The organism is Paraburkholderia sediminicola (genome assembly GCF_046026675.1).
Lineage (GTDB): Bacteria > Pseudomonadota > Gammaproteobacteria > Burkholderiales > Burkholderiaceae > Paraburkholderia > Paraburkholderia sediminicola_F.
The window spans coordinates 4,429,226-4,453,252 of the sequence record NZ_JAQQEY010000001.1 but is presented as its reverse complement, the minus strand read 5'-3'; the positions used below and the strand labels follow the sequence as shown (position 1 = coordinate 4,453,252).

Sequence of the window (24,027 nt, the reverse complement as noted above, 5' to 3'; positions counted from 1 at the left end):
TAGTGCGGGGCGCCTGGCCCGGGGCGTATGTCAGCGTCAGTGCACGCGCTTGCTGCGGCGGTACTGATCGAACAACACCGCGAGCAGCAGAATCCCGCCGCGAATCAGGTATTGGTAGAAGGTCGGCACATTCATCAAGCTCATTGCGTCCTGCACGGAACCCATGATCAGCACGCCAACCAGCACACCGGAAATCGTTGCGACGCCGCCCGTCAGCGAGACGCCGCCTAGCACGCATGCGGAGATCACGCCGAGTTCAAGACCGACCGACGTTTTCGGGTCGCCAAGGCTCATGCGTGACGCCAGCATCACGCCTGCAAAACCCGTTACGAGGCCCTGCAATACGAACACTGTGATCTTGATTCGGGTGACCGGCAAGCCCGCGAGCAAAGCGGCCTCGCTATTGCCGCCCACGGCCAGCACGTTTTTGCCGAACACGGTTTTCTTCAGCAGAAAACCGAACAACACAAAGCCGACGATGTTGCTCCAGATCGGATAGGAAATACCTAGGAACGCGCCACCGCCGAGGTCGAAGAAACGCTCTTCGGAAATCATCACCGCGTCACCGTTCGACGTAATGAAGGCGAGGCCGCGCACGACCTCCATCATCGCGAGCGTGACGATCAGCGAGTTGATCTTGTAGCGCGCGACGAGCACGCCGTTAACCAGTCCGACCGCGCCACCCGCAAGCACGCCGGCAGCGATGCCGAGCGTCACGCTATGCGTCGCGGTAATCAAGGTGGACGCAACCACGCCCGCGAACGCAACGATCGACGCCACCGACAAATCCACTTCGCCCAGCGCGAGCACGAACATCATCGTTACGGATATCGAACCAATTAGCGTGACGGAGAGCAGCAAGCCCTGGATGTTTCGCGAGCTCAAGAAATCCGGCACCGTGAACGACAAAGCCGCGAACAGGATGACGAACACCATCACGATGCCGGACTTGTTGATCAGATCCCAGGTGCGCGTGGCGCGCGCGCTCAGGCCCGAGGAAGCGATGACTGGCGTGGAGGAGTCGGTTGAGGGTGTTTGCATGATGTTTGTTCCGTTTTCGATGGCGCGACGCAGTTGCCGTCGGTTGCATTCAGTGGCCTTTGGTTGACTGGCGGGCGCGGCGTCCTCAGCGTGGCAGCGCAAGTTTGATCAGCGCATCCGGCGTGGCCTGCGCCTTTGGCAGATTGCCGACGATGCAGCCTTCCTTCATCACGATCACGCGATCCGCCACGCCGATCACTTCGGCCAGATCGCTCGACACGACGATGACCGTGCGGCCCGCTTCAGCGAGCCCATACAGCAAGCCGTAAATCTCGCTGCGCGCGCCGACGTCGATGCCACGCGTGGGTTCGTCCATGAGGAACACGTCGATGTCTTCAGCAAGCCAGCGCGACAGAATCACTTTCTGCTGATTGCCGCCGGAGAGGGTGCCGATCGGTGTCTCGCCATTACGCGTTTTGATCGAGAGCTTGCCGATGAACTCTTTGGCGGTCTGCGCCTCCTTGCGACCGTTGAGTACATTGAAGCGGCTGAAGTGACGGCGGCAACTGATATTGAGGTTGTCCGACACCGAAGCAATCGAGACAATGCCTTCCTGTTTGCGATCTTCGGGACACAGTGCGACGCCCGCACGCACGGCATCGCGCGGCGTGGCGAAACGCACGCGTTTTCCCTTGAGTGTGATCTCACCGGCGCTCGGTTTGACCGCGCCGTAAATCAGTTTCATCAGCTCCGAACGGCCTGCACCCACCAGACCGAAGAAGCCGACGATTTCACCTTTACGTGCGGTAAACGAGGCCGGTTCGCGCAAGCCACGTCCCATCAGGTCCTTGACTTCGAGTTGCAGGCCACCCAGTCCACGTGAGCGGTAGCCGTACACGTCGGCGATCGAGCGGCCCACCATGCAACTGATCAGGCGATCGCGATCGAGTCCGTCGCCGGCTTCGAACGTATCGATGCGGCGACCGTCGCGAAACACCGTCACGCGGTCGCACAGTTCGTAGACTTCGTCCATCCGATGCGTGACGTAGATGATCGCGCGGCCCTCGGCCTTCAACGCGCGAATGATCCTGAACAGCTGCGCGGTTTCGCGCGACGACAACGAACTCGTCGGTTCGTCGAACGCAATCACACGCGCATCGCGCATCAGCGCCTTGCCGATTTCGATCATCTGCCGCTGACCGATCGACAGATTCTTCACCTGCTGCGACGGGTCGATTTTTTCGCCGAGTCTTTCCAGCTCGCGCACCGCACGTGCAACCAGCGCCTTCTCATCGAGCACGCCGAAGCGGTTGGGCAGGGCGCCGAGCATCAGGTTTTCGGCAACGGTCAGTTCAGGCACCAGATGCAGTTCCTGATAGATGATCGCGACGCCCGCCGCGATGGCCGCCTTGGTGGTGACGAACTGTTGCTCGACACCGTCGAGCAACAAGGTGCCCGTAGCCGGCTGGTTCACGCCGGACAGCACTTTGAGCAGCGTCGATTTGCCGGCGCCGTTTTCGCCCATCAATCCGTGTACTTCGCCGCGCCGCACGTCGAGCGACACCTGGTCGAGCGCGAGCACGCCGGGAAAGCGCACGGTGATGCCGTCGAGTTGCAGATACGGATCAGTCGACGTAAGCGTAAGCGAGGGCGCTTGCGCGGGCCGCGCCGCTTGGCCCGTTTCGCCAGTGTGAGAAACCGTCATCGAAAGCCTCTAGCGGGTGGACAAGCTGTGCGGGCCGATCTCGCGTTGACGTCAGCGTGAACGTAAAAAAGGCCCGCAATGTGCAGACTCGAAGACCGCTTAAATGCCGAGCTCTTTACGCACGTCCTGCCAGTTGCCACGCACCATCAGCTTGCCGGTGGTTTGCGTGTCGGCCGGCGGCTGCTTGCCGTCCTTGATCCACTCGACGAGGTTCTCCGTGCTCTCCTTGCCGTGCATCGTCGAGCTCACGGCGATCGTGCCGTAGAAGCCCGTCGGTTCCTTCTTCTGGAACTCGGCAAACGCTTCGCCCGCACCGTTGATGCCGACGCCGATCACATCCGCCGACGGAATGTGAAGTTGCTCTGTCGCGCGAACGCCGCCCAGCACGCTTTCCTCGTTGAGCGCGAAGATCACCCACTTCTTGATGTTCGGATGCTGCGCGAGCACAGGCGACGATGCGTTGAAGCCGCCTTCGTCATCGGTGGTCTTTTGCGGCGCGTCGAAGATGTTTTCCTTCTTGAAGCCGCCGGCCAACAGCGATTCTGTTGCGCCGTCGGTGCGCAGTTTGGCGGTCGGCAGTTCGTAATTCGTGATGCGCAGCGCGCCGACTTCTTCCGGCTTCCAGCCGCGGCGCTTCATCTCGTCGGAGATCGCCGTGCCGACCTGATTGCCGATCTTGAACGCGGACATGCCCAGATGCGGCACGTTCGGCAGCGGCTTGCCGGTGGAGTCGACGAGTTGATCGTCGACGGTGACGAACTTCATGTTGTAGCGCTTCGCACGCGCCTGGATCGCCGGTCCGAGCCGCACGTCGGGCGCACAGATCACGAAACCTTTGGCACCTTGCGCGCCGAGGTTATCGATCGCGGCCAGCACTTTTTCACCGTCGGGCGTGCCGATGTTGACCACCGCGAAGCCGTCCTTCTGGCCTAGCGCGGTAGCGGCTTTCTGTTCGTTGATGAACCACGCCTGTTCCGGCATTTTCACGAGGAAGCCGACTTTCAGCGGCTGATCGGCATGCGCGGAGAACTGTGCGGCAAAGGGCGCGGCGAGGGCCGCGGCGGCGATCGCGGATAGCGTCAAACGGCGAAGCTTGCTGGTCATACTTGTCTCCTGAGGTTGAAAAGCTGCATTGGTTTCGTTTATTTGCAGCGGGGATGCACGGCGGCGTCAGCCGGGACGTGGATGGGCAATGGGGTGAGCCGTTTGAATCTCGGCAGCGTGCGTCGTGCAATGCGCTGCATGCTGGGCGGCGAAATTCGCGGCCGGGTGAACTGCGAGATATATGGAAGCTACGGCGCTGCAATGGGCAGCGGACTGAGCGGGGGGAGAAGTGGCGAAGTCAGCGAGTCTCATCGCCATCAATCCGCGACGTAGGCCGTTTTCACGGCCGTCCAGAACGCTGCATCGGTTGCGCCGTAGGCCGACGCCTTGCGACCGCCACCAGGCGCGTGATGCTCGACGGTGGTCGTCGGCAGGTTGATCGTGACGAGGCCGCATTGCGCATGGCGGCGGAAATGCCGCGCGCGGCTCAACGAGCGCGTGCAGATGCCGGCGCATAGACCGTAAGCGGTGTCGTTCGCGAGCTGCAGCGCGTGGTCGTAGTCGTCGGCTTGCAGCACGACAGCGAGCGGACCGAAGATCTCTTCTCGTGCGATACGGTGTTCGGGTTCGCCGATAAACAAAGCCGGTTCGAGAAAGTAGCCACGTGTCGCGCGTTCCATCTGCCGGCCGCCGTGCAGCAGTTGCGCGCCTTCCTCCTGACCAACACGTACGTAATCGAGATTGCGCTCCAACTGCGCGGCGTTGGCGACCGGGCCAATATCCGTGCCGTGCTTCAGCGCGTGGTCGACGCTGAGCCGGGCGAGCTTTGTCCGCAATGCGTCGACGAACGGCTCGAACACTGCACGTTCGACGATCAACCTCGACGCAGCCGTGCTGCATTGGCCGGTGGAACCATAGGCGCCGTTGAGGGCTGCATCGACGGCGCCGTCGAGGTCGGCATCGGCCAGCACCACGAAGGGATTCTTGCCGCCCATTTCCAGTTGCACGCGTGCTTGCCTTGCAGCGGCAACCTGCAGGACACGTGTGCCGGTTTCTGCCGACCCTGTGAAACTGATCGCCGCCACCAACGGATGTGCAGCGATACGCGCGCCGACCTGCCGGCCGCTGCCCATCACCAGATTGAATACGCCAGCCGGCAAACCGGCGCGGCTGACAACCGATGCCAGCGCCGCCGCGCAACCCGCTGCCGATTCGGCCGGTTTGAAGACCACACAATTACCGTGGGCGAGGGCGGCGCCGATCTTGGCGGCGGCAATCGCCAGCGGCGAACTCCAAGGCGCGATGATGCCGACGACGCCGAGCGGTTCACGCGTCACATCGATCTCGACGCCGGCGCGCGCGGACGCCACGGGCTCGGCAAACGCACGGAGCGCCTCGGCGGCGAAGAATTTGAAAAGCTGGCCGGCGCGCATGGCTTCGCTCAAGGCTTCCGGCAATGGCTTGCCGATCTCGCGCGCAAGCAACCGGCCGAGTTCGTCACGCCGCGCCAGCAGCTCGCTGCCGATTGCATCGAGCGCATCCGCGCGGCGCTGCGCCGAACCAAGGGACCATTCGCGGAACGCCGCACTGGCCGCTTCGATGGCCGTATCGGTTTGCCTTGCATCGGCACGCACGTAATCGCCGACCGGTTCATCGAGATCCGACGGATTGAGCGACACGCCGGTGGTCGCGCCCGTCTCCCATCCGCCATTGATGTAATGACGGAACGGACTGGCAACGAGCGGGACGAGCGGATCGCGATTCATCGACGGGAGGGCGCCACATGGGGAAGCTCAGAAAGTCCACGAATGGTATGAGCCGCCCCAATAACTTTCCAATCCCTTTTTAGGCCATCCCGATATCAATTTCGATATGGCATGATGGAGACTCAACGACGGCAAATCGTCCGATAGACGGCTTCAAGCCGCATAAGGAGACAGGCCATGACGCGTAGCTACTCGAACTGGTTCGTACGGGCGAGGCTTAAAACACGGCAGTTGCTGCTGCTCGCAGCGATGGAAGAGGAGGGCAACGTACGGCGTGCCGCCGACGTGCTCGGCATGACCCAGCCCGCCGCGTCGCGGCTTCTGAAAGAGCTGGAGGACATGCTGGAGGTGAGTCTGTTCGACCGGACGCCGCACGGCATGCACGCCACCCTGTACGGCGAAGTAATGATCCGTCACGCGCGCATGGTGCTCTCGAATCTCAGCCACGCGCACGATGAAATCTCGGCACTGCGCGCCGGTCTGGCCGGCCAGGTGCGAATCGGCGTGATCGCCGCGGCCGCCGCGACGATGGTGCCGCGCGCCATCGCCAGCGTGAAGGAACGCTATCCGCAGTTGCAAATCTGGGTGGAGGTGGAAACGTCGGACGTGATGCTGCCGAAGCTTGCCGAAGGCGAACTGGACATCATGATCGGCCGGGTACTGGAGCGGCAGAACCAGTTCAAGGCGGAAGTCCGCTACGAACCGCTCGCCGACGAGCCGCTGTGCGTGGTGGCGCGTCCCGGACATCCTCTCGAAAATGAAACAGGTTTGACACTACGCGGAATCGTCAACGCGAGTTGGGTTTTGCACCCGCCGGGCAGCGTTTTGCGCCATCGCTTTGATCTGATGTTTTCGCAGATCGGACTGAATCCGCCCCAAAACGTCGTCAATACCAATAATTTTTTGGCAATTTCGAGCTTATTACTTCAAAGCGACATGTTGGCGGTTTTACCTGACGAAGTGGCGCGTCAGTACCAACAGTACGGTGTTCTCAAACAGGTACCGATCGATTTACCGTGCAGAATGGATACATTCGGTATCATCACGCGCCAGTCGCATCTGCTTTCGCCAGCGGCCTCCGTCGTGCTCGAAGCCTTACGGGCAGCCGCTGCCGAGGTGTATGGCACCGCTTTCGAGTCGACAGTGGCGCGATAAATGCTTCTCCCGTTGCAATAGCGCAATTGCAGCCGACGTTAGGCTCGGGAGGAATAGCGATGTACAACAAACACGGAAAACGGCAACGCGCCGTCGACGATTCTTTTTCTGTTCGCTCCGGTGGAGCGAGCGCCTGGTTTAGTAACGGCATGGCTCTCAAATCGACGATTTACAAGGCGGAACTGCAGATCGCCAACATGGACCGGCACTATTACGCCGACCATTCCCTGACGATCGCCCGCCATCCCTCGGAAACCGACGAACGGATGATGGTCCGCGTCGCCGCATTCGCGTTGTTCGCGCAGGAACGCCTTGAATTCTGCAAAGGTTTGTCGGACGTCGACGAACCTGACCTGTGGCAGAAGGACCTCACCGGCGCGATCGAAACCTGGATCGAAGTCGGCCAGCCTGACGAACGGCGCATTGCCAAGGCGAGCGGCCGCTCGAACGAGGTGATCGTGATCGCTTATGGCGGCCGCACGTCGGACATCTGGTGGCAAGGCGTTCGCGGCAAGGTCGAACGCATGCGCAATGTGACGGTGTGGACGCTTGGTGAAGACATCGCCGCCGCGCTCGGCTCGCTGGCCGAACGGACCATGCGTCTGCAATGCACCGTGCAGGACGGCGAAGCATGGCTCGGCAGCGCCGATGCCGATGCGGTGAAGATCGAGTGGACGGTGTTGAAGGCGCCCGCCAACGCGTGGTAGCGTGATAACCTGGTAAAAGCCTTGGCAGCGCCCGTTACAGCGACGTCACACGCGCCGCTTCGGGTGGTCCTTTGAGTTCGACCATATTGTCTTCCGGGTCGAACAGATACAGCGACTGCCCAAACCCGTCCGCACCATAGCGCAAAGCCGCCTCGCCAGGCCGCGCGCCGTGTTCGGCCAGATGTGCCTTGAGCGCCTCGGCGTCGAACGGCTCAACCCGCAAACACAGGTGGTCCATATTCCGCCCCGCGCCCGGCACGCCGTTTTCCGGGTGATCGAGCTTGGCGCCGACCTTTAACAGGTCAATCAGCGAGCGCCCCGCGCGCAACTGCGTCAGCCCCAGATCGGGTTGCTCCTTCTCGACGCTGCAACCGAGCACCTCGCAGTAAAAGCGCGTCATCTCCGGAACGTTCGACGCCCGAATAACAATGTGATCGATCTCGCGAATGTGGATTTTCATATCGAACGCCCCTTGCGTGGCTCGCAGAACAGATGAACAGCCACCAGTGTAGGAGAAAGGACGGCGCTGCGAGAGCGGGCGATGAACGCGCCACGAGGGGCAGATCAGAGATGTTCAGACGAAAAAAAGCCCGCTCTATGTGGAGCGGGCTGAATCCATATCAGGAGGAGACATGGAGGAGACAAGTACTAATATACACATGGGGTTGATGCGACGCAATAACTTTTTAAGGGAAAACCCGATATCGGGCCAAATTGTCGCAGTTTGAGGCGAAACGGGCGCCCGGCGGGGCTTCCGGCCCTACGAGGAAGCGCAATGACAGAGCAAGAACCGGGGCGTAGTGTTTCGGCATGCGGCCTACATTGGTGAGCATCGACACCGATTTTCCGGGACCATCATGAACCGCATCGACACTACCGAGACCAGCAACGAAGACGCCGTCAGCACGCCGCGCTGGGCCACCGACGCCGAGCGTTGGGAGGCCGTCACCCGCCGCGAGCCGCAGGCCGACGGCGCGTTCTTCTACGCCGTCAAAACGACGGGCGTGTTCTGCCGCCCATCGTGCGCGTCGCGCCAACCGCGTCGCGAAAATGTCGCTTTCTTCACCGACGCAAACGCCGCGCGCGCCGCGGGCTATCGCGATTGCAAGCGTTGCCAGCCCGGCGGACTGCCGCGCGAGTTGGAGATCGTCAATCGCGCCTGCGCCGCGTTGGATGCCGATCCGCAGCAACGTCTCACGCTCGCGCAGTTGAGCGACGCGGTACACGTCAGCCCGTTCCACTTGCAGCGCCTGTTCAAGCGCGTGGTGGGTGTCTCGCCGCGTCAGTATCAGGCCGCGCAGCGCGGCGCCGCGTTGCGCGATGCGCTGCAGAGCGGGTCGGACGTGACGCGCGCTACGCTCGACGCCGGCTTCGGCTCGCCATCGCGGATGTACGACAGCGCGTCAGCCGAATTGGGCATGGCGCCATCCGCGTTTCGCCGCAAAGGCGCCGGGCTCACCGTGCGCTACGCCAGCGCGTCGACCTCGCTCGGCTTCGTGCTGATCGCGGCCACCGACAAAGGCATCTGCAAAATCGGTTTCGGCGACGATGCCGCGATACTCGTCGACGATCTGCGCGGCGAGTTCGCCAACGCCGAACTGGTCGAAGACGCAACGCGGCTCGCACCGTTCATCGCCCAGATCGACGCGTATCTGCGCGGCACCCGCCAGGACTTCGATCTTCCGTTGGATATCGCCGCCACCGCATTCCGGCAACGTGTATGGGACGCGCTGCGGCGTATTCCCTACGGCGAGACGCGCAGCTATTCGCAGATCGCGGAAGCGGTCGGCTCACCCCGGGCCGTGCGCGCGGTGGCAAGCGCATGCGCGACGAATCCGGTCGCGCTGGCGATTCCGTGTCACCGGGTCGTGCAGAAGGGCGGGGCGCTGGCGGGATACCGTTGGGGCCTGCCACGCAAGGCTGCACTGCTCGAGAACGAAGCCCAGCACGCAGGCGACGTTTCGCGTGACGAACCCAATCGCCGCGAGCACGCGGCCATCGCAACCACCATCAACCTGGACCATGCCGCGTGAGCACGCTTGACGACGTCGCAACACTCGAACTGCCCTTCAAACCACCCTTCGACTGGCCGCGCCTGCTGCGCTTTTTCGGCGGGCGCGCGACGCCCGGCGTCGAAGCCGTCGAAGACAGCGCCTATCGCCGCGCTATTGATTGGGCCGGCGACAGCGGCACGCTGACCGTACGCTTGCATCCGCGCAAGCGCTGCATCGTCGCGAACATCGACGGCCCCGCGAGCCGTCACGCCGAGGCGCTCGCCGCGCCGATCGCGAGGATGTTTGACCTGCACGCCGATCCGAAGAAGATCGGCAATGAACTGGCCGCCGACCCATGGCTCGCGCCGTTGATCGAAGCCGTGCCGGGCCTGCGCGTGCCGGGCGCGTGGTCGGGCTTCGAGCTGGTGGTGCGCGCGATCGTCGGGCAGCAGGTCAGCGTGAAGGCGGCGACCACGATCATCGGACGATTGGTGCAGCGTGCCGGCGAGCGCATCGAAGGTCATCTGCATGAGAACACCGCGTGGCGCTTTCCGACGCCCGCCGCGCTCGCGGCTGTGGATCTGGAAAAGATCGGCATGCCGGGTAAACGCGTAGCGGCGTTGCAAGGCTTCGCGCAGGCGGTCGCTTCAGGCGACGTGCCGCTCGACAGCAACGTCGCCGATGCCGACAGCCTACGCGCAGCGTTGCTCGCACTGCCTGGCATCGGGCCATGGACAGTCGAGTACGTGGCGATGCGTGCATGGCGTGATGCCGACGCCTGGCCCGCATGGGACCTCGTGCTGATGCAGTCGATCTGCGCGCGCGATCCGGCGCTCGTGCGGCCCACGCAGCAACGCACCCGCACCGACGCGTGGCGGCCGTGGCGGGCGTACGCGGCAATGCATCTGTGGAACGAGGTGGCGGATCGGGCCGGCGCCGCGCGCGGCGGCTGAGGTGGTGTGGCAGTCGGGGAGGAGAGCCACATGGAACTGGCGGACGGTGGGCAGGCGGCTAGCGCGTCGGCTGCACTCGGACGCTACGCGAATCGCGCGTCGGGCACGTGAAGGGTAGCGTAAGGCGCAGGGCAGCCCCTTTCGTGCTGAATCGCGCTGAAATCAGGCCTGGTTGTATTGTCGGAAGGCCGTCCGAAGCGGCCTCAAGCAGGTGTCGTGGCGAGATGTTAAAGTGCCCGCTACCCGAAAATTCCGCCGAACGTTGTCAACCGCGCAGTGCTGCACCTAAGCAGTGAAGCGGCACATGGCGGCCGACAACGCCCGACTCGCATCAATGCCAAACACGACACCTTCCCGCACGAACAACGCGTTTTCGCACCGCCTGTCCGTGCTCACCACAGGCCCGCAGCGCGACGCGCTGATACGCGGCCTGCGCGGCATCGAAAAGGAAAGCTTGCGCGTGACGCACGACGGCAAGCTCGCCATGACGCCGCATTCGCGCGCGCTCGGCTCGGCGCTCACGCATCCGTCGCTCACCACTGACTATTCCGAAGCGCTGCTCGAACTGATCACGCCGGCTGAACACGACGTCGCGATCACGCTCGAGAAGCTCGATACGCTGCATCGTTTCGTCTACGCTGAGCTCGGCGACGAGATCCTGTGGAACAATTCGATGCCGGGCCTGCTGCCCGAAACGGACGAAGGCATTCCGATCGCGCATTACGGCACATCGAATATCGGCAAACTGAAGTACGTGTACCGCATTGGCCTCGCGCTCCGTTACGGCCGCACGATGCAGTGCATTGCGGGCATCCACTACAACTATTCGCTGAACGAAGAAGTGTGGCGGGTGTTGCATGCCGACCAGCAATCCACGGCAAACGCCGTCGATTTCCAGTCCGACCGTTACCTCGCGCTGATCCGCAATTTCCGCCGCACCAACTGGCTGCTGATGTACCTGTTCGGCGCATCGCCGGCACTGGATCGCCGCTTCCTGCGCGATCGCCAACACACGCTCGAAACCTTCGACGCCGACACGCTGTATCGCCCGTATGCGACCAGTTTGCGCATGAGCGATCTCGGCTACTCGAACACCACGGCGCAAGCCGCGCTGCACGCCGACTACGACACACTGCCAGGCTACCTCGACGCGCTCGCGAAGGCCGTGAGCCAGCCGTACCCCGCGTATGAAGCGATCGGCACGCAGCGCGACGGCGAGTGGGTGCAGATCAACACGAACGTACTGCAAATCGAAAACGAGTTCTATTCGACGATCCGTCCCAAGCGCGTCACGCATCCCGGCGAGCGTCCGCTGCACGCGCTGGCTGCGCGCGGCGTGCAATACGTCGAAGTGCGCTGCATGGACATTGACCCATTTCAGCCGACCGGCATTTCACTGGAGACGTCGCGTTTTCTGGACGCCTACCTGCTGGTCTGCGCGCTCGACGACAGCGCAACGCTGCCGCCGGACGCGTACGCGGAGGCCAATCAGAACTTCGGCCGCGTAACGATGGAAGGCCGCAAACCGGGCCTCGAACTGACGCGAGACGGCAACCCCATCGCGATGACGGACTGGGCGAACGAACTGCTGGTCAAGATCGACGCAGCCGCGGCAACGCTCGACGCGCTGCATGGCGGCGACTCACACGCCCGCGCCGTGGCGGTTCAACGCGCGAAACTGGCGGATGCATCGTTGACACCGTCTGCACGCGTATTACAGACGATGCGCGACAAGCAGCAGAGCTTCCTCGCCTTTGGCCTCGAGCAAAGCGAAGCGCACGCCGCCTATTTCCGCGCGCGCCCGCTGGATGCCGCGCAGACGAAAGAATTCGCCGACCTCGCTAAGCAATCACTCGCAGAGCAGGCCAAACTTGAACGGGAAGAGGTCGGTTCATTCGATGCATTCGTCGCGGCCTACAGGGCGTACACGCTGAACCGGTTTAGCGTCTAAACGACGACGAACGTAGGCAACGCGCCGGAAAAAGCAGCCCGAGAACTAATGCCGTTCAGTCATCGCTGAACGGCATTTTCATTTGCGAAGCAGGAAGCGGCCTCGGCAGGCCGCTTCTTTATTGCGCATAGGTAACGTCTACGCAAAGCGATGCCGGCGGCCCAACCATATCGGCAAAATCTCCGTTCGTTTAGTCATTCGCAAATGCGTATGAAACACCGTGCCGGGGATGCGGTCCAACTTAGACGACACGCTCCAGAGAGGGAGGCTTCACCGCGATGAAAAAAGGTCTGTTAGCCGTAGTGTGCGTAGTGGCGGCGGGGTGTTCGACGCAGGGGCAGGTGAACCCTGACGTGATGCAGATCGCGACGACGCCGTTGACGTGTTCGAGCAAGGCCGAGTGTGATATCTGGTGGCAGCGAGCGCAGACATGGGTAGCGGGCCATTCGACGTACAAGATCGAGTCTGCGACTGACACGTTGATCCAGACATCCGGCCCGGACGGCGGCAAGCGTGCGCTGGCGTACCAGATCACGCGCACCCCGAACCCGGACGGCACAGCAACGATCGGTTTCGCGGCACATTGCGACGGCTCAATGGGTTGCAAACCAAACCCATGGGAGGCGGGCGCCGACTTCAAGCAATACGTACGAGGCAACACGGCGAGCGCGCCGCAGAGCGACGCAAAACCATCGCAACCTGCACCAACGGCGATGCACCCCGATGCCTCGCAGGGGCAATCAATCCCGGGAACAAGCGGAGAAGCGATAACGCAGTAGGAGAAAAAAAGCGGCAGCGCAATCAACGAAGAACGAGTTCGCGATCCTCTCGAGGATCGCTTCACCAGACACCGCGTGTAGAACGATCTGACCGGCCACAAAAAATCAGACCCTGCGACCCAACAACGCAAAAGCACGACGAGTGGTTTTAGGAAGTACTCTTCGGCGCGCGCAGCGCCGCCGGAAGAATGACACCCTTGTCACTAACGCCGAATGTGAGAGAACACAGATTCCAGATGTGCCACTACCCGCGGCAGACCACGGTGCCCACTTAGCATGAGCGGTTTGAGCTGCTTTCTTTTGCCTACTTTTCTTTGCAGCCGGCAAAGAAAAGTAGGTGCCGCCCCGCACAGGGGCAACGCTAATAGACCACTACCAAAACAAGGAAAGGCACCAAACCCAGAACCACAAACACAGAGCCCAACCACACCCAAAAAACCCAACAAAAAAACCACCACCGCCGAAGGCAAAAAAACAGTCAGTGCCCCATAGAAGCCCCAACCCCCTTCCTGGGCTTAGTAACCCAAACAAGCACAGCCAGCACAAGAAACGCCGCACAAGAAATACGGAAAAAATCATTAGTGGCCATCATATAAGCCTGCGCGGTAACGACCTGATTCAACTGAGCGGTAAGACTATCTCCAGAAAGCCCAAGACTCCCCAACGCGTTGGTATAGGCATTCGTATTAGCCGCATAAACGTTAACAGAATCAGTCAACATCGCATGATGATAGATGGTGTCATTCTCCCAGTACGTCGTACTAATAGCCGTCCCAATCGCCCCAGACAAAGTCCGAAAAAAGTTCGACAACCCGGAAGCACTAGCAAGCCGCTCATCCGACACGCTGGACAGCGTAATAGTAGTCATCGGCACAAAGAAACAGGCGACGCCAATACCCTGCACCAACCGCGGCCAGATCACATGATTGAACGGCACATCGAGCGTAAAAGTCGAGTTCCAGAACGACACGAACGCAAACACGATGAACGCAAAACTCGCCACCACACGCAGGTTCAACCGATGCATATTCTTGCCGATCATCGGCGACAAAAACAGCGCGAGAATGCCGACCGGCGCCGTCGCCAAACCGGCAAGCCCAGCGGTATACCCCATCACGGTCTGCAGCCAGAGCGGGAAAATCACCACTGACCCGAAGAACGCCATAAACCCGAATGAAATGATCACCACGCCGAGCGCGAAGTTACGATCCTTGAACAGCGAAAGATCGACGACGGGTTCCTTGTCCGTCATCTCCCACACCAGCAGGAACGCAATCGACACCACTGCAATAATCGCCAACGTGATGATGAACGTCGAGTTGAACCAGTCGCGATCCTTGCCGAGATCGAGCACCATCTGCAGGCACGACACGCCGATCACGAGCAACGCGAGGCCGACCGCATCAATACGCTGTTTGGTGACCTTGGTTTCGCGGCCACGCAACAGCAGGAACGCGCACACCGCCGAGAACAATCCGATCGGCACATTGATATAGAAGATCCAGGGCCACGTGTAGTTGTCGGTGATATAGCCGCCCATTACAGGCCCGAAAATCGGCGCGCAAATCACGGTCATGGCCCAAAGGCCGAGTGCGAGCCCCCGCTTTTCCGGTGGGTACGAGCGCATCAGAATCGTCTGCGAAAGCGGGACCATCGGCCCGGAGACCAGCCCTTGCAGGAGCCGGAATGCGATCAGCGACTCGAAGTTGTGCGCGAAGCCGCACAGGGCCGAGGCGATCGTGAAAAGCAGAACGGACAGCGTGAACAGCCGCACTTCGCCGACGCGCCGCGCCAGCCACCCGGTCAACGGCACTGCGATCGCCGAAGCCACGGAATACGACGAGATAACCCAGGTGCCCTGACTGGTCGCCACACCAAGGCTGCCGGAGATAGTCGGCACGGCGACGTTCGCGATCGATGTGTCGAGCACTTCCATGAACGTGCCGAGCGCGAGACCGACGGTGAGCAACGCCAGCGCCCCGCCTTTGAGCGGAGCGAGTTCAGCGGCGGGTAGGGCGTCGGCGGGAGCCGTGGCAGCCATGTGTGTTTCTCCTCAGCCGGGAAAGCTTGTCGCGGCAGCTTTATCGCACCCTTTAAGCGGCGTGCTTATATGCCGGATCACCCTCTGCCCAGACAGACATTTTCAAACGATGGCGCTTTCAAAAGCGCCTCTTGGTTACTGTCCGCCGAGACCTGGCGGAGATTCTTCGGGTGAGTCTTCCAGCGAGTCCGGCGATGGTCCGAGGCCGCAGCACGCGCTTGTTCCATCGTCGATCCCGTTTGCAATAAAACGGCCGAGCAGGTCGAGCAAGGTGGCGTGGTCCGCGGCGGAAAATCCGCGCAACTGCTCGTTCAGCACGGCGGCTCCCAGACTGGGCAATTGCCGCGCCGCTTCGTGGCCCTGCGGTGTCAATTCCAGCTTGACCATCCGGCGGTCGGCCTCGCTGCGCGTTCGCGCGATAAAGCCTTTCTTTTCAAGGCGATCGAGCAGACGCGTCATGGATCCGCTGTCGTATGACATGACGCGCGACAACTCGAACGGCGTGCTCGCGCGCTGCGCGGACAACACCAGAATCACGCCGATTTGCTGGGCGGTGAGTCCTAACGGTTTGACCGCACGGTCCATCCGCTCGACAAGCACGTTTCGCGCTTTCGTCAGGTAATAGCCGAGACTCGATTCGAGGTGAATCTCGTCCGCGTTGTAAGGGCCGTCGGGCATCGTGTATCCGGGAACATCATCAGCAGAACGGATTCTAGCTGCCTAAGCAGACAAGTCAAATTTCATTTCGCGTCGTGCGAACGGCGCAAAAAACAACACCACGGCTGCGCGCGAGCAAAGTATCTTGAAATTTAATTGCATAGTCAATATTATTATAGGCAACGAGTTACGCGCGACCCGCGCCGCCCGAGACCATGTTCTGACCGATTGTCTGCACGCCGCAATGGCGCCGTGCGAAAAGGATTTCCCCGATGCTGTACCTAAAAAACACCCTTGGCGGTTTGAGCCGCTCCCTGACCGATTCCGCGCTGAGCAGCTTTCAAGGTCCGCATCGCTGGTGGAAGCTCGCGTTGTTCGCCGTGCTGTTCGTGCTGCCCGGTGGATCGGTGGGAGTCGCGGTGTTGGCATGGGTGGAGCATCGGCGAGGGCAGAAGGGGACGAAGGCCGTCCCGGTGGAATCGATGGGGTCCGTCATTGTGGCGGGGAGTGTCGTCGCGACCGCCGCTGCGGCTGCAAGCCCGGTTGGCCCTTGCCAGGCACGCTCAGGCGCGCCGTGCCGGGCTGCTGCTGGCAAGCAGGCCCGGCAGCCCACGTCATCCGATTCGCGAGTTTGATTCTCTAGTCGTGGAATCGGCCTTAGTTGCCTGTGCGGCGTTCCTCCGCCGCCAAAGGCAACCAGGCCGGTAACAGCACGTAACCATCCCGACACGCTAAGTAACACACCTCCGCCTCCCCCCGCATTACCCTTTCAGTTTCCCGCGTCCAAGCGGTCCCATACGCTAACATTCCGGCAGAGCCATGATCTCGGCCGGCAGTGCCGCCATCGGCCGCACTGCGGCGTCCAGAAGGAATCCATTGCATGCAGTTTGAACGAATCTCGCGCGCGCGGACGCTTGCGCCCCGCGCCCTGACTATCGCAGTCGCCGCGGCCCTCGCCACCGTGCTGGCCGGCTGCGTGGTCGGCCCCGACTACAAGCGGCCCGCGGCCGAGATCCCCGCGTCCTACAAGGAAGCCGCGCCCGGCTGGAAAGTCGCCCAGCCGGCCGATCAGCACGACCGCGGCGACTGGTGGACCATCTATCAGGACCCGCAACTCAACGCGCTCGAAGAGCAGTTGAACGCGTCGAACCAGACCATCGCCCAATTTGCCGCCGCCTATCGCCAGGCACGTGCGCTGGTCGGCGAAGCGCGCGCGGCGTATTTCCCGACCATCGGTGCATCGGCAGGCGCCACGCGCTCCGGCAACGGTTCGTCGTCCAGTGGCAACTCGACCACTGCCTCAAGCCGCTCCGGCGTCAGCAACAGCTTCAACGTACAACTCGACGCAAGCTGGGAGCCGGACCTGTGGGGCTCGGTCACGCGTTCGGTCAATTCGCAGAAAGCCGGGCAGCAGGGCGCCGCCGCCGATCTGGCGAATGCGCGGCTGTCCGCCCAGGCCACGCTCGCGCAAACCTATTTCTCGCTGCGCGCGCTCGACTCCACCCAGAAGCTGCTCGACGACACCGTCGCGGCCTACCAGCGCTCGCTGCAACTCACGCAGAATCAGTACGCTGCCGGCGTCGCCGCACGCTCAGACGTGATCCAGGCGCAAACGCAGTTGCAATCGGCACAAGCGGCCGCGATCGACAACGGTGTGCAGCGTGCGCAGGACGAGCATGCGATCGCCGTACTCGTCGGCGAACCGGCCTCGACCTTCTCGATTCCGCCCATGCCGCTCACCGCGACGCCGCCCGCCGTGCCCGAGCAGATGCCGTCGGCGCTGCTCGAGCGGCGTCCGGACATCGCATCGGCTGAGCGCAAGGCCGCGGCCGCGAACGAACAGATCGGCGTCGCGATCGCGGCGTTCTTCCCGTCGCTGACGCTGTCGGCCACGGGTGGCTTCGAAAATTCGGTGTTCTCGCAATTGCTGACCGCGCCGTCGCGTTTCTGGACGCTCGGCCCGCAACTCGCCGCCACAATCTTCGACGCCGGCCTGCGTGAGGCAAAGACCGAAGCCGCGCGTGCTGCCTACGACCAGAACGTCGCGGCGTACCGTCAAACGATTCTGGCCGCGTTCCAGGACGTCGAGGACAATCTCGCCTCGCAGCGCATCCTCGAGCAGGAAATCGTCGTGCAGCAGCAAGCGGTGGATTCAGCGCGTCAGGCACTGGCTATCGTCACGAACGAATACAAGGCGGGTACGGTCGGCTACGTCAACGTGCTGACCGCGCAGACCACGGCCTTCCTGGCTGAGCAAAAGCTGGAGAGCATCGCCGGGCAGCGGATGGTGTCGTCGGTGGGTCTGGTGAAGGCGCTCGGCGGCGGCTGGGACGCGTCGCAAATGAACCGCGAAACGGGCGATATGGCGGCGCCCGCACCGCAGCCGGCAGCGTCGGCGACGCCCGTGGCGCAAAGCGGGGCCGCGCCGCAACGAGCGCAGAGCAACTAGGCAAGGGACTCGCCCGGGCAAAGCAAAGCAAAAGAGGCATGGCCGCGAAATGCGGCCATGCCTCTTTTTTTACGGCCCGCGCCTCAGTGCACGAACGTCAACGCGACCGTATCCGGTCCGCTTGGCCGGCCCAGCAGATTCAGCAGTCCCGCGAGGTTTTCGCGCGCTTCCGGGGCGGCGCTGGCCGTCCCACGAAACGATGTCGAGGCGGCGGACACCGTGCCATTGCCGGTCAGCATCAGTGGCCCCTTGAGGGTCGTCAGATCCAGCGTGGACGACGCACCCTGCGCCTGGAACAGCAACCGGTAAGAACCCAGCGGCTTGACCAGCGAAACGCGCGAACTGACGTCGTTCAGGGTCACAGTCAACTGGCCGAACGCTTCCTGATTGAAGCTGCGCCAATCGGACCATGCGAGGCGCACGTCACCTTGCAGATCGAGCGTATTGAAAGGCGCGCCGAGGCCGCTCAGCAATGAAGCCGGCACCGCCATCGCACCCGGCGTGATGGTCGCGCTGCGCGGGGTCGCATCGACGGTGATCGGGTCGGGCATCGCTTCGCTGTGCCGCATGGTCATCCGCACACGGCCGGTGAAGAGCGGCCAGAACGCCGTGCGCCATTCGATCCGCCCCGGCAGCAGAGTCGCCGCGCTCATGTCGGAACCGGCGGCGAGCATCAGCGTGGCCGAGCCGTGCCACAACGAACCGGACGGATTGACGAGATTGACGTGGCCACGGGTTTGTCTGGCGAACTGCGGCGTGATCCAGGCGGCCGGCAACAACGTGAGCATCACGACTGCGTTCGCCAGCAGCGCGACCGCCAGCCAGGGTAGCGCGACGCGCAGGCGCCGCATCCAGTAAGTCATGCGAAATCCTGTAACGGCGCGGTCATTTCGCGGTGGACGGCTGCATCGATGCCGTCAGATCGACCTGGCCGTCTTCCTTGAGCGCGGTCACGTGCGCCTCGGCGACCTGCACCTTGAACTGCTTGCGCGCATCGTCGACCCAGCTCGTCCACGCGGGGAAAGCCACGTTCTTCATCTGGATCTGCACCATGTTGCCGATCACCTGCACCTGGGTCGCGGCAAGGCCGTGATCGCCGAGCGAGGCGGTGAGCGCGTCCTTCAGCGCCGCGCCGGTCGGCGCGACACCTTGAGCCGCGGCAGAGAGCTGGCGCGCTTCGTTCGCCTGCGCAGTCATCTGCGCCAGCTGACGCTGCAAGGTGGGCAGCGATTCACGCAGATGCGCGCGGCCATCCTGCGCCGGCGCCCACAGCACCGACCACGCGATCACCACCGCCAGCACACCACCGCCCCACGCCAGCAGCGTTTTTTCGCGCTCGGAGCGTTGGTCCCAGAATCCAGCCCAGCTTTGAGCAAGTTCAGCTTTCATTGTCCGTTCCTGATGGTCCACTTGCCGGTATTGCTGTCGATCGCGCCGGTCAGGCCATTGCGCGCGAGACGTTTGGCGAAATCGGGATCGAGTTTCACCTCGGGCTTGAAGGTCACATCGAGCCGCCGGTCGTGATAGTCGAGCGCGGCGATACCGTTGACCGGCACTGGCGCCAACGAACGCGCCAGGCCATCGGCAAGTGACAGAAAATCGTCCGGTGACAACTCACCCGCAGCCACCCGCAACTGTTGCAACTGGCGCGACATCTGATCGGGCGCATCGAGCACGACCGTCGTCTTGGGGAAGGCATTGAGTAGCAGCTCGGTCATCTGCGTGTTGATCGCGTCGCGCTGACGCGCGAGCATCAACCACTGCACGTTCGCACCGATAATCGCGATCACCAGCGCGCCGACCGCCAGCGCGACCGGCAGCCGCAGACGCCGCAAGGTCGCGCGGTCGAGCCGCCACGGCTGCGAGGCGAACTCGAACTGACACAGGTCGAAGCGGCACTCCAGCGCACGGCGGGCGAGTTGCTCGAACGGCAGCGGGCTGGCCCCGTGGATATGGGCAGCAAGCTTCGCCGGGCTGGTCGCCGCGAGGCTCGGCTCGTTGCCCGGCACTTCCGTCAGCATGTACAGCGAAATCGGTGCCGCGCCGGCAAGCGCGCTAAGCGTCGCGTTCACAGAATTAGCCGGCACCGCCAGCCCTTCGCCTTGCACGCCGCGCGCGATAGCCAGTTCGACGCGCGGCGTACCACTGACCGGCGCGCTTTCGACCGCACTCCCAAGCAGCAATGCGGGCGCGGTCTGGACGACGGCGCCGAGCACGGCCGCCACCATCGGCACCACCGATGCGACGCCCGGCGCCATCACCGGCGCCACACCCGGCAGCGACGTTGCCACGCTAGCCGAGCCCGCCATGACCGGCTCGCCCGCGTTAACCATTTCCGCGACTTCGGCGGGCGTGTCGAGCGCGACCGCCTGCGGCAGACAGCGCGTAACCGGCACGGCGCGCACGCTGCGATGGCCAGCGGCGGCAAAGGCCTCGCAGATGAAGCGGAACCAGCCGCGGTCGATGATCGCGAGCAACTGCCGGCCGCCCGCGACCGGTTGCGGATCGACGGCGATGTGACAGGTTTGCGGGTCCTGGATCAGTTGATCCTCGACGACATTCGGCAACGCCTGACGCAACCTCGGGCCGCGCAAGGGCGGCAGCTTGGCGGGCATCATCAGCAGGTCGCGGGCGGCGACCATCAGCACCGTCGACGTAGCGCGCGGCAGCAGCGCGAGCGCCGAGCGGCCCGCGCGTTGGGTGCGGCCCGACTTGTCGAGCAGCACGAACGGCAACTCCGGCAGTTGCCATTCCTGCGATGGCACCGCCGGATCACGCGGCGGCAGTAGGACGATCAGTGTGCTCAAAGGCCACTCTCTCTGGGAAAGGCGTTATTCATAGTTGGTCTTGTACCCGCACGATACGCGTAGTGTGAGTCAATGCGTCGCGATAGACGAGAGTCGTGCGGTCCACTTCCGCGCGTTCGTGCTGCACGCGGCCGTGAATCAGAAAGTAGTTTGTGTTGACATCCATTTCATTCGGATCGATCGCAACCGACTGTACGCCAGCGCCGCGCAAGGCGAGTTGCACGTCGCTGACGTTATGGAAAAACACTGTCTGCCGGCGCGCGACGAAGGCTTGCGCGGAGGACAGGTTCATTCCTGGCACGATCGCCGCGATCACTTCGGCGGAGGCCGTATTCATGTTGACCGCCGACACCGTCGGCAGCACGGTGACGAAGGGCCGCAAGCGCGCGACCATTTCCGGCGTATAGCCCGGAATATCCAGCAGCGAATCGACACTGGTCATTTGTAGCGGCGCGACGGCCGCGTTGTCGTCGCCGTCTTCCATACCGGGTTTGTCGGTGAAGCTGCCGCTCGTGGCGCCACCACCCGTGGTAATCGGAGCCGCCGGTGCGCCGGTAGTGGACGTAACGGTCTGGAACCGTGTCGCCGATTGACCGAGACTCGCGCGCATCTGCACCGCGGTGTTCTTTGCCAGTTGGCTATTCACGCCGAGTGAAACCAGCAGGCGCTGATAGGCGCCGATCTGCTCCGTGTTGATCTGCATGACGCCCGGCGCGGGGCTCGAGACCAGATTACGGAGGTTGAATTTCGCCTGGGCGTCTTCGATCGAACCTGAGAGATAGGTTGCCTGGCCTTGTTCGGCTCTGACTTCGCCGATTTGCCCGAGGAAATCCGACAGGCGTGTTTTGGCGATGGGGACGCCCCAGAGGCCACCCAGGTAGGTGATCCCTGCTGAGGTGTCGCCCTCCGAGCGGAGGATCAGGCGCGTCCAGTCCAGCGCGCCGCGGGCGACCCATTGCGCCTGGGAGAGGAGACGTTGGTTTTCTATCCTTCGGATTTGGACTTGCTGGCGCCAGAGCATGCCCGATACTAATATCGCTGATAGCGCGACTACTAGTAGGGCGCTGATGATGGCTGCGCCGCGTTGGGTTGCCTGCGCGGCGTTTGGGTGTTTGCCTATGGCGTTGGGATTTGATTGGCTTTTTTGCCTGGTCGGCGCTTTTGTCTGTGCTTCTAGCTTTGGTGCCTTTCCTTGATTTGCTAGTGGTCTATTAGCGTTCCCCCTGTGCGGGGGGGCACCTACTTTTCTTTGCCGGCTGCAAAGAAAAGTAGGCAAAAGAAAGCAGCTCAAACCGCTAATGCTAAGCGGGAACCGTAGCTCAGAACGGCCAGTGGCTCCGTGGAATCCGTGTTCTCTCACATTCGGCGCTAGTGACAAGGGTGTCATTCTTCCGGCGGCGCTGCGCGCGCCGAAGAGTAGTTCTGAAAACCAGGGGGCTGGCTCCCGCAGCGCGGGAGCCGTCAGCTTCGCCTCGGCGATACGCCTGATTGGTTGGTCGCGCGTTGCACGCGCAACCGGAGTGAAAGGCAGCAATTGCGCGTGGGGCAGAACCAAGTGGACTACTGGTTTATTGAAGTGCTCTTCCGGCGAGCACACCGTGCGAGACGGGAAGTATGACGCCCTTGTCACTAGCGTATGCCTGTGCACGAACACAGATTCCAGATGCACCACTACCCGTTGCAGGCCACGGTGCCCGCTTAGCATTAGCGGTTTGAGCCGCTTTCTTTTGCCTACTTTTCTTTGCGGCGGCAAAGAAAAGTAGGTGCCCCCCCGCACAGGGGGAACGCTAATAAACGAATAGCAAATCAAGGAAAGGCCAACACCGTAAGCGTGCAGACAAAACCGCCAAGCAGGCAAAGACCAAAACGAAAGGCACCCCCACAAACGCCCAAACACAGAGCGTCGCGAAGACACAAAAAGCAAAACCCCAGAGCGTCGCGGAGACAATAAAGAGAACTTCATATTCATTCTCCGACGAGAAAAACCCGCGTCACAGGCCGCGCCAACGACTTACCCCCAACACTCACTTCCAGCCCAGTCACCGACCGCGGCAGCGGCGCATTCCCCAACTGGGGCACCTTCAAATTATTATCGTTCTCCGTAATCGCACTCTGCACGTCCTTCATCTGCGTGGTCCAGCCAACCTTCGGCACATACAGCCGAGCAGAAATAGCCCCGACGCCCCCCATCAAAGGCACCGCCGTCCAGCCATTCCCCTCGCCACCGCGCAGCGCGCTCCTTAACTCGCCCACGTTCCCCAGCGGCGGCGACGCATACCGCACCACGCGTCCCTCCGACACGCGATACCTCACCACCTGCAACCGCGGCGCCGTCCCCGGCAATACCATCTCCCGTACGATCTGCAGCACGCTGCCGCTGACCGATACGGCCGCCTGTCCGGACTCATCATCCGACGCGGCCTGCCGCACGTCGATTCGCATCTGGTCGAACAGCTGTGCAAAGACGCGCTCGTCTTCCATCGCATTAGTGATCGTCTGCCTGCCGCGAATGATCTGGTCCAGCCCGCGCCACGACAGCACGGCAATCACCGCCATGATCGCGATCGCGACCAGCAACTCGATCAGCGTGAAACCACGCGCGCCCGATCGGCCGCGGCGCTCAGAGCGAACGGTTGTTTTCATTCGCGACCACCGTGACCATCTGGGCGAGATTGCCGGAACGCCCCGGCGTCGTCACCGTCACTTCCACCCGACGAAACACCGGATTCGGCGTCGCCGTCACATGCTCGGTACAGATCAACTCCAGATTGCCCTGCGAGCAGTCAAAACTGGTCGAGCCGACGTTCGGCCAGCCATGCGTCAAATGCAGTTGCGCCAACGTATTGTCGGCGCTCCATCCCGCCAGCAGCCGCCGATGCAGATCGGCTTCGCCGCTCGCCAGACTCCCCACCGCGCGCAACGACGCCGCCAACGCAATCGCGATGATCGCCAGCGCCACCAGCACTTCGATCATCGTAAAACCGCGCTGCGCGCCGTGGACCATCTCGCGAGCGCCCCTGTCCCTGCAACGACGCATC

The 24,027-nt window shown here is 62.6% G+C and carries 21 protein-coding genes; 8 read left to right on the top strand and 13 right to left on the bottom strand.

The annotated features are described in order from the left end of the window. Window positions 1-36 precede the first annotated feature (36 nt). The 4 genes from araH to PQQ86_RS19610 form a co-directional block, all read right to left on the bottom strand. The gene (gene araH, locus PQQ86_RS19625) at window positions 37-1,041 is read right to left on the bottom strand and encodes an L-arabinose ABC transporter permease AraH (RefSeq protein WP_408269920.1); all 1,005 of its coding nucleotides are present in this window, start codon (window positions 1,039-1,041) and stop codon (window positions 37-39) included. Between the two features lie 85 nt (window positions 1,042-1,126). Continuing rightward, window positions 1,127-2,686: an L-arabinose ABC transporter ATP-binding protein AraG gene (gene araG, locus PQQ86_RS19620; RefSeq protein ID WP_408269918.1), complete on the bottom strand. Its 1,560-nt coding sequence runs from the start codon at window positions 2,684-2,686 to the stop codon at window positions 1,127-1,129. A gap of 99 nt (window positions 2,687-2,785) precedes the next feature. After that, window positions 2,786-3,790: an arabinose ABC transporter substrate-binding protein gene (locus tag PQQ86_RS19615; RefSeq protein WP_408269915.1), complete on the bottom strand. Its 1,005-nt coding sequence runs from the start codon at window positions 3,788-3,790 to the stop codon at window positions 2,786-2,788. A 257-nt stretch (window positions 3,791-4,047) separates the two neighbouring features. Continuing rightward, window positions 4,048-5,496 carry an aldehyde dehydrogenase family protein gene (locus PQQ86_RS19610; RefSeq protein ID WP_408269913.1) on the bottom strand — a complete coding sequence of 483 codons (1,449 nt, stop codon included), beginning with the start codon at window positions 5,494-5,496 and terminating at the stop codon, window positions 4,048-4,050. A 177-nt stretch (window positions 5,497-5,673) separates the two neighbouring features. On the opposite strand from PQQ86_RS19610, the gene PQQ86_RS19605 reads away from it, so the two are divergent. Together PQQ86_RS19605 and PQQ86_RS19600 are read left to right on the top strand one after the other, a co-directional pair. Continuing rightward, a complete protein-coding gene (locus tag PQQ86_RS19605) occupies window positions 5,674-6,651 on the top strand; it encodes a LysR family transcriptional regulator (protein ID WP_408269911.1) in 978 nt (325 codons plus the stop codon). 149 nt (window positions 6,652-6,800) lie between these two features. Further along, window positions 6,801-7,358, top strand: a complete 558-nt coding sequence (locus PQQ86_RS19600; RefSeq protein WP_097393475.1) for a YaeQ family protein — start codon at window positions 6,801-6,803, stop codon at window positions 7,356-7,358. Window positions 7,359-7,392: 34 nt separating this feature from the next. Here the strand turns inward: PQQ86_RS19600 and PQQ86_RS19595 are convergent, their stop codons facing one another. After that, window positions 7,393-7,818, bottom strand: a complete 426-nt coding sequence (locus PQQ86_RS19595; protein ID WP_408269909.1) for a VOC family protein — start codon at window positions 7,816-7,818, stop codon at window positions 7,393-7,395. A gap of 397 nt (window positions 7,819-8,215) precedes the next feature. On the opposite strand from PQQ86_RS19595, the gene ada reads away from it, so the two are divergent. From ada to PQQ86_RS19575, 4 genes are all read left to right on the top strand, one after another. Next, the gene (gene ada, locus PQQ86_RS19590; protein ID WP_408269906.1) at window positions 8,216-9,391 is read left to right on the top strand and encodes a bifunctional DNA-binding transcriptional regulator/O6-methylguanine-DNA methyltransferase Ada; all 1,176 of its coding nucleotides are present in this window, start codon (window positions 8,216-8,218) and stop codon (window positions 9,389-9,391) included. Further along, a complete protein-coding gene (locus PQQ86_RS19585; RefSeq protein WP_408269903.1) occupies window positions 9,388-10,305 on the top strand; it encodes a DNA-3-methyladenine glycosylase family protein in 918 nt (305 codons plus the stop codon). Before ada ends, PQQ86_RS19585 begins: the two co-directional genes overlap by 4 nt. Before the next feature lie 334 nt (window positions 10,306-10,639). Next, window positions 10,640-12,256, top strand: coding sequence for a glutamate--cysteine ligase (gene gshA, locus PQQ86_RS19580; protein ID WP_408269900.1), 1,617 nt, complete (start codon window positions 10,640-10,642; stop codon window positions 12,254-12,256). A 278-nt stretch (window positions 12,257-12,534) separates the two neighbouring features. Next, window positions 12,535-13,035, top strand: coding sequence for a hypothetical protein (locus tag PQQ86_RS19575; protein WP_408269898.1), 501 nt, complete (start codon window positions 12,535-12,537; stop codon window positions 13,033-13,035). A 478-nt stretch (window positions 13,036-13,513) separates the two neighbouring features. On the opposite strand, the gene PQQ86_RS19570 is transcribed toward PQQ86_RS19575, so the two are convergent. Both PQQ86_RS19570 and PQQ86_RS19565 read right to left on the bottom strand, forming a co-directional pair. Next, a complete protein-coding gene (locus tag PQQ86_RS19570; RefSeq protein WP_408269895.1) occupies window positions 13,514-15,076 on the bottom strand; it encodes a DHA2 family efflux MFS transporter permease subunit in 1,563 nt (520 codons plus the stop codon). A 135-nt stretch (window positions 15,077-15,211) separates the two neighbouring features. After that, a complete protein-coding gene (locus tag PQQ86_RS19565) occupies window positions 15,212-15,754 on the bottom strand; it encodes a MarR family winged helix-turn-helix transcriptional regulator (protein WP_408269892.1) in 543 nt (180 codons plus the stop codon). Window positions 15,755-16,005: 251 nt separating this feature from the next. On the opposite strand from PQQ86_RS19565, the gene PQQ86_RS19560 reads away from it, so the two are divergent. Together PQQ86_RS19560 and PQQ86_RS19555 are read left to right on the top strand one after the other, a co-directional pair. Next, on the top strand, window positions 16,006-16,368 hold the full coding sequence (locus PQQ86_RS19560) for a hypothetical protein (protein ID WP_408269890.1): 363 nt from the start codon (window positions 16,006-16,008) through the stop codon (window positions 16,366-16,368). Window positions 16,369-16,613: 245 nt separating this feature from the next. After that, window positions 16,614-18,182 carry an efflux transporter outer membrane subunit gene (locus PQQ86_RS19555; RefSeq protein ID WP_408269887.1) on the top strand — a complete coding sequence of 523 codons (1,569 nt, stop codon included), beginning with the start codon at window positions 16,614-16,616 and terminating at the stop codon, window positions 18,180-18,182. Between the two features lie 83 nt (window positions 18,183-18,265). Here PQQ86_RS19555 and PQQ86_RS19550 read toward each other — a convergent pair whose 3' ends face one another. The 6 genes from PQQ86_RS19550 to gspI form a co-directional block, all read right to left on the bottom strand. Next, window positions 18,266-19,045: a type II secretion system protein N gene (locus PQQ86_RS19550; protein WP_408269884.1), complete on the bottom strand. Its 780-nt coding sequence runs from the start codon at window positions 19,043-19,045 to the stop codon at window positions 18,266-18,268. 22 nt (window positions 19,046-19,067) lie between these two features. Further along, window positions 19,068-19,571, bottom strand: coding sequence for a type II secretion system protein M (locus PQQ86_RS19545; RefSeq protein ID WP_408269881.1), 504 nt, complete (start codon window positions 19,569-19,571; stop codon window positions 19,068-19,070). Then, a complete protein-coding gene (gene gspL / locus PQQ86_RS19540; protein WP_408269878.1) occupies window positions 19,568-20,989 on the bottom strand; it encodes a type II secretion system protein GspL in 1,422 nt (473 codons plus the stop codon). Before gspL ends, PQQ86_RS19545 begins: the two co-directional genes overlap by 4 nt. A gap of 28 nt (window positions 20,990-21,017) precedes the next feature. Further along, a complete protein-coding gene (gspK, locus tag PQQ86_RS19535; RefSeq protein WP_408270370.1) occupies window positions 21,018-22,376 on the bottom strand; it encodes a type II secretion system minor pseudopilin GspK in 1,359 nt (452 codons plus the stop codon). A 578-nt stretch (window positions 22,377-22,954) separates the two neighbouring features. Continuing rightward, a complete protein-coding gene (locus PQQ86_RS19530; RefSeq protein ID WP_408269875.1) occupies window positions 22,955-23,632 on the bottom strand; it encodes a PulJ/GspJ family protein in 678 nt (225 codons plus the stop codon). Next, window positions 23,610-24,026, bottom strand: a complete 417-nt coding sequence (gene gspI, locus PQQ86_RS19525) for a type II secretion system minor pseudopilin GspI (RefSeq protein WP_171925283.1) — start codon at window positions 24,024-24,026, stop codon at window positions 23,610-23,612. The genes PQQ86_RS19530 and gspI overlap by 23 nt, the downstream gene beginning before the upstream one ends. Window position 24,027: the final 1 nt, after the last annotated feature.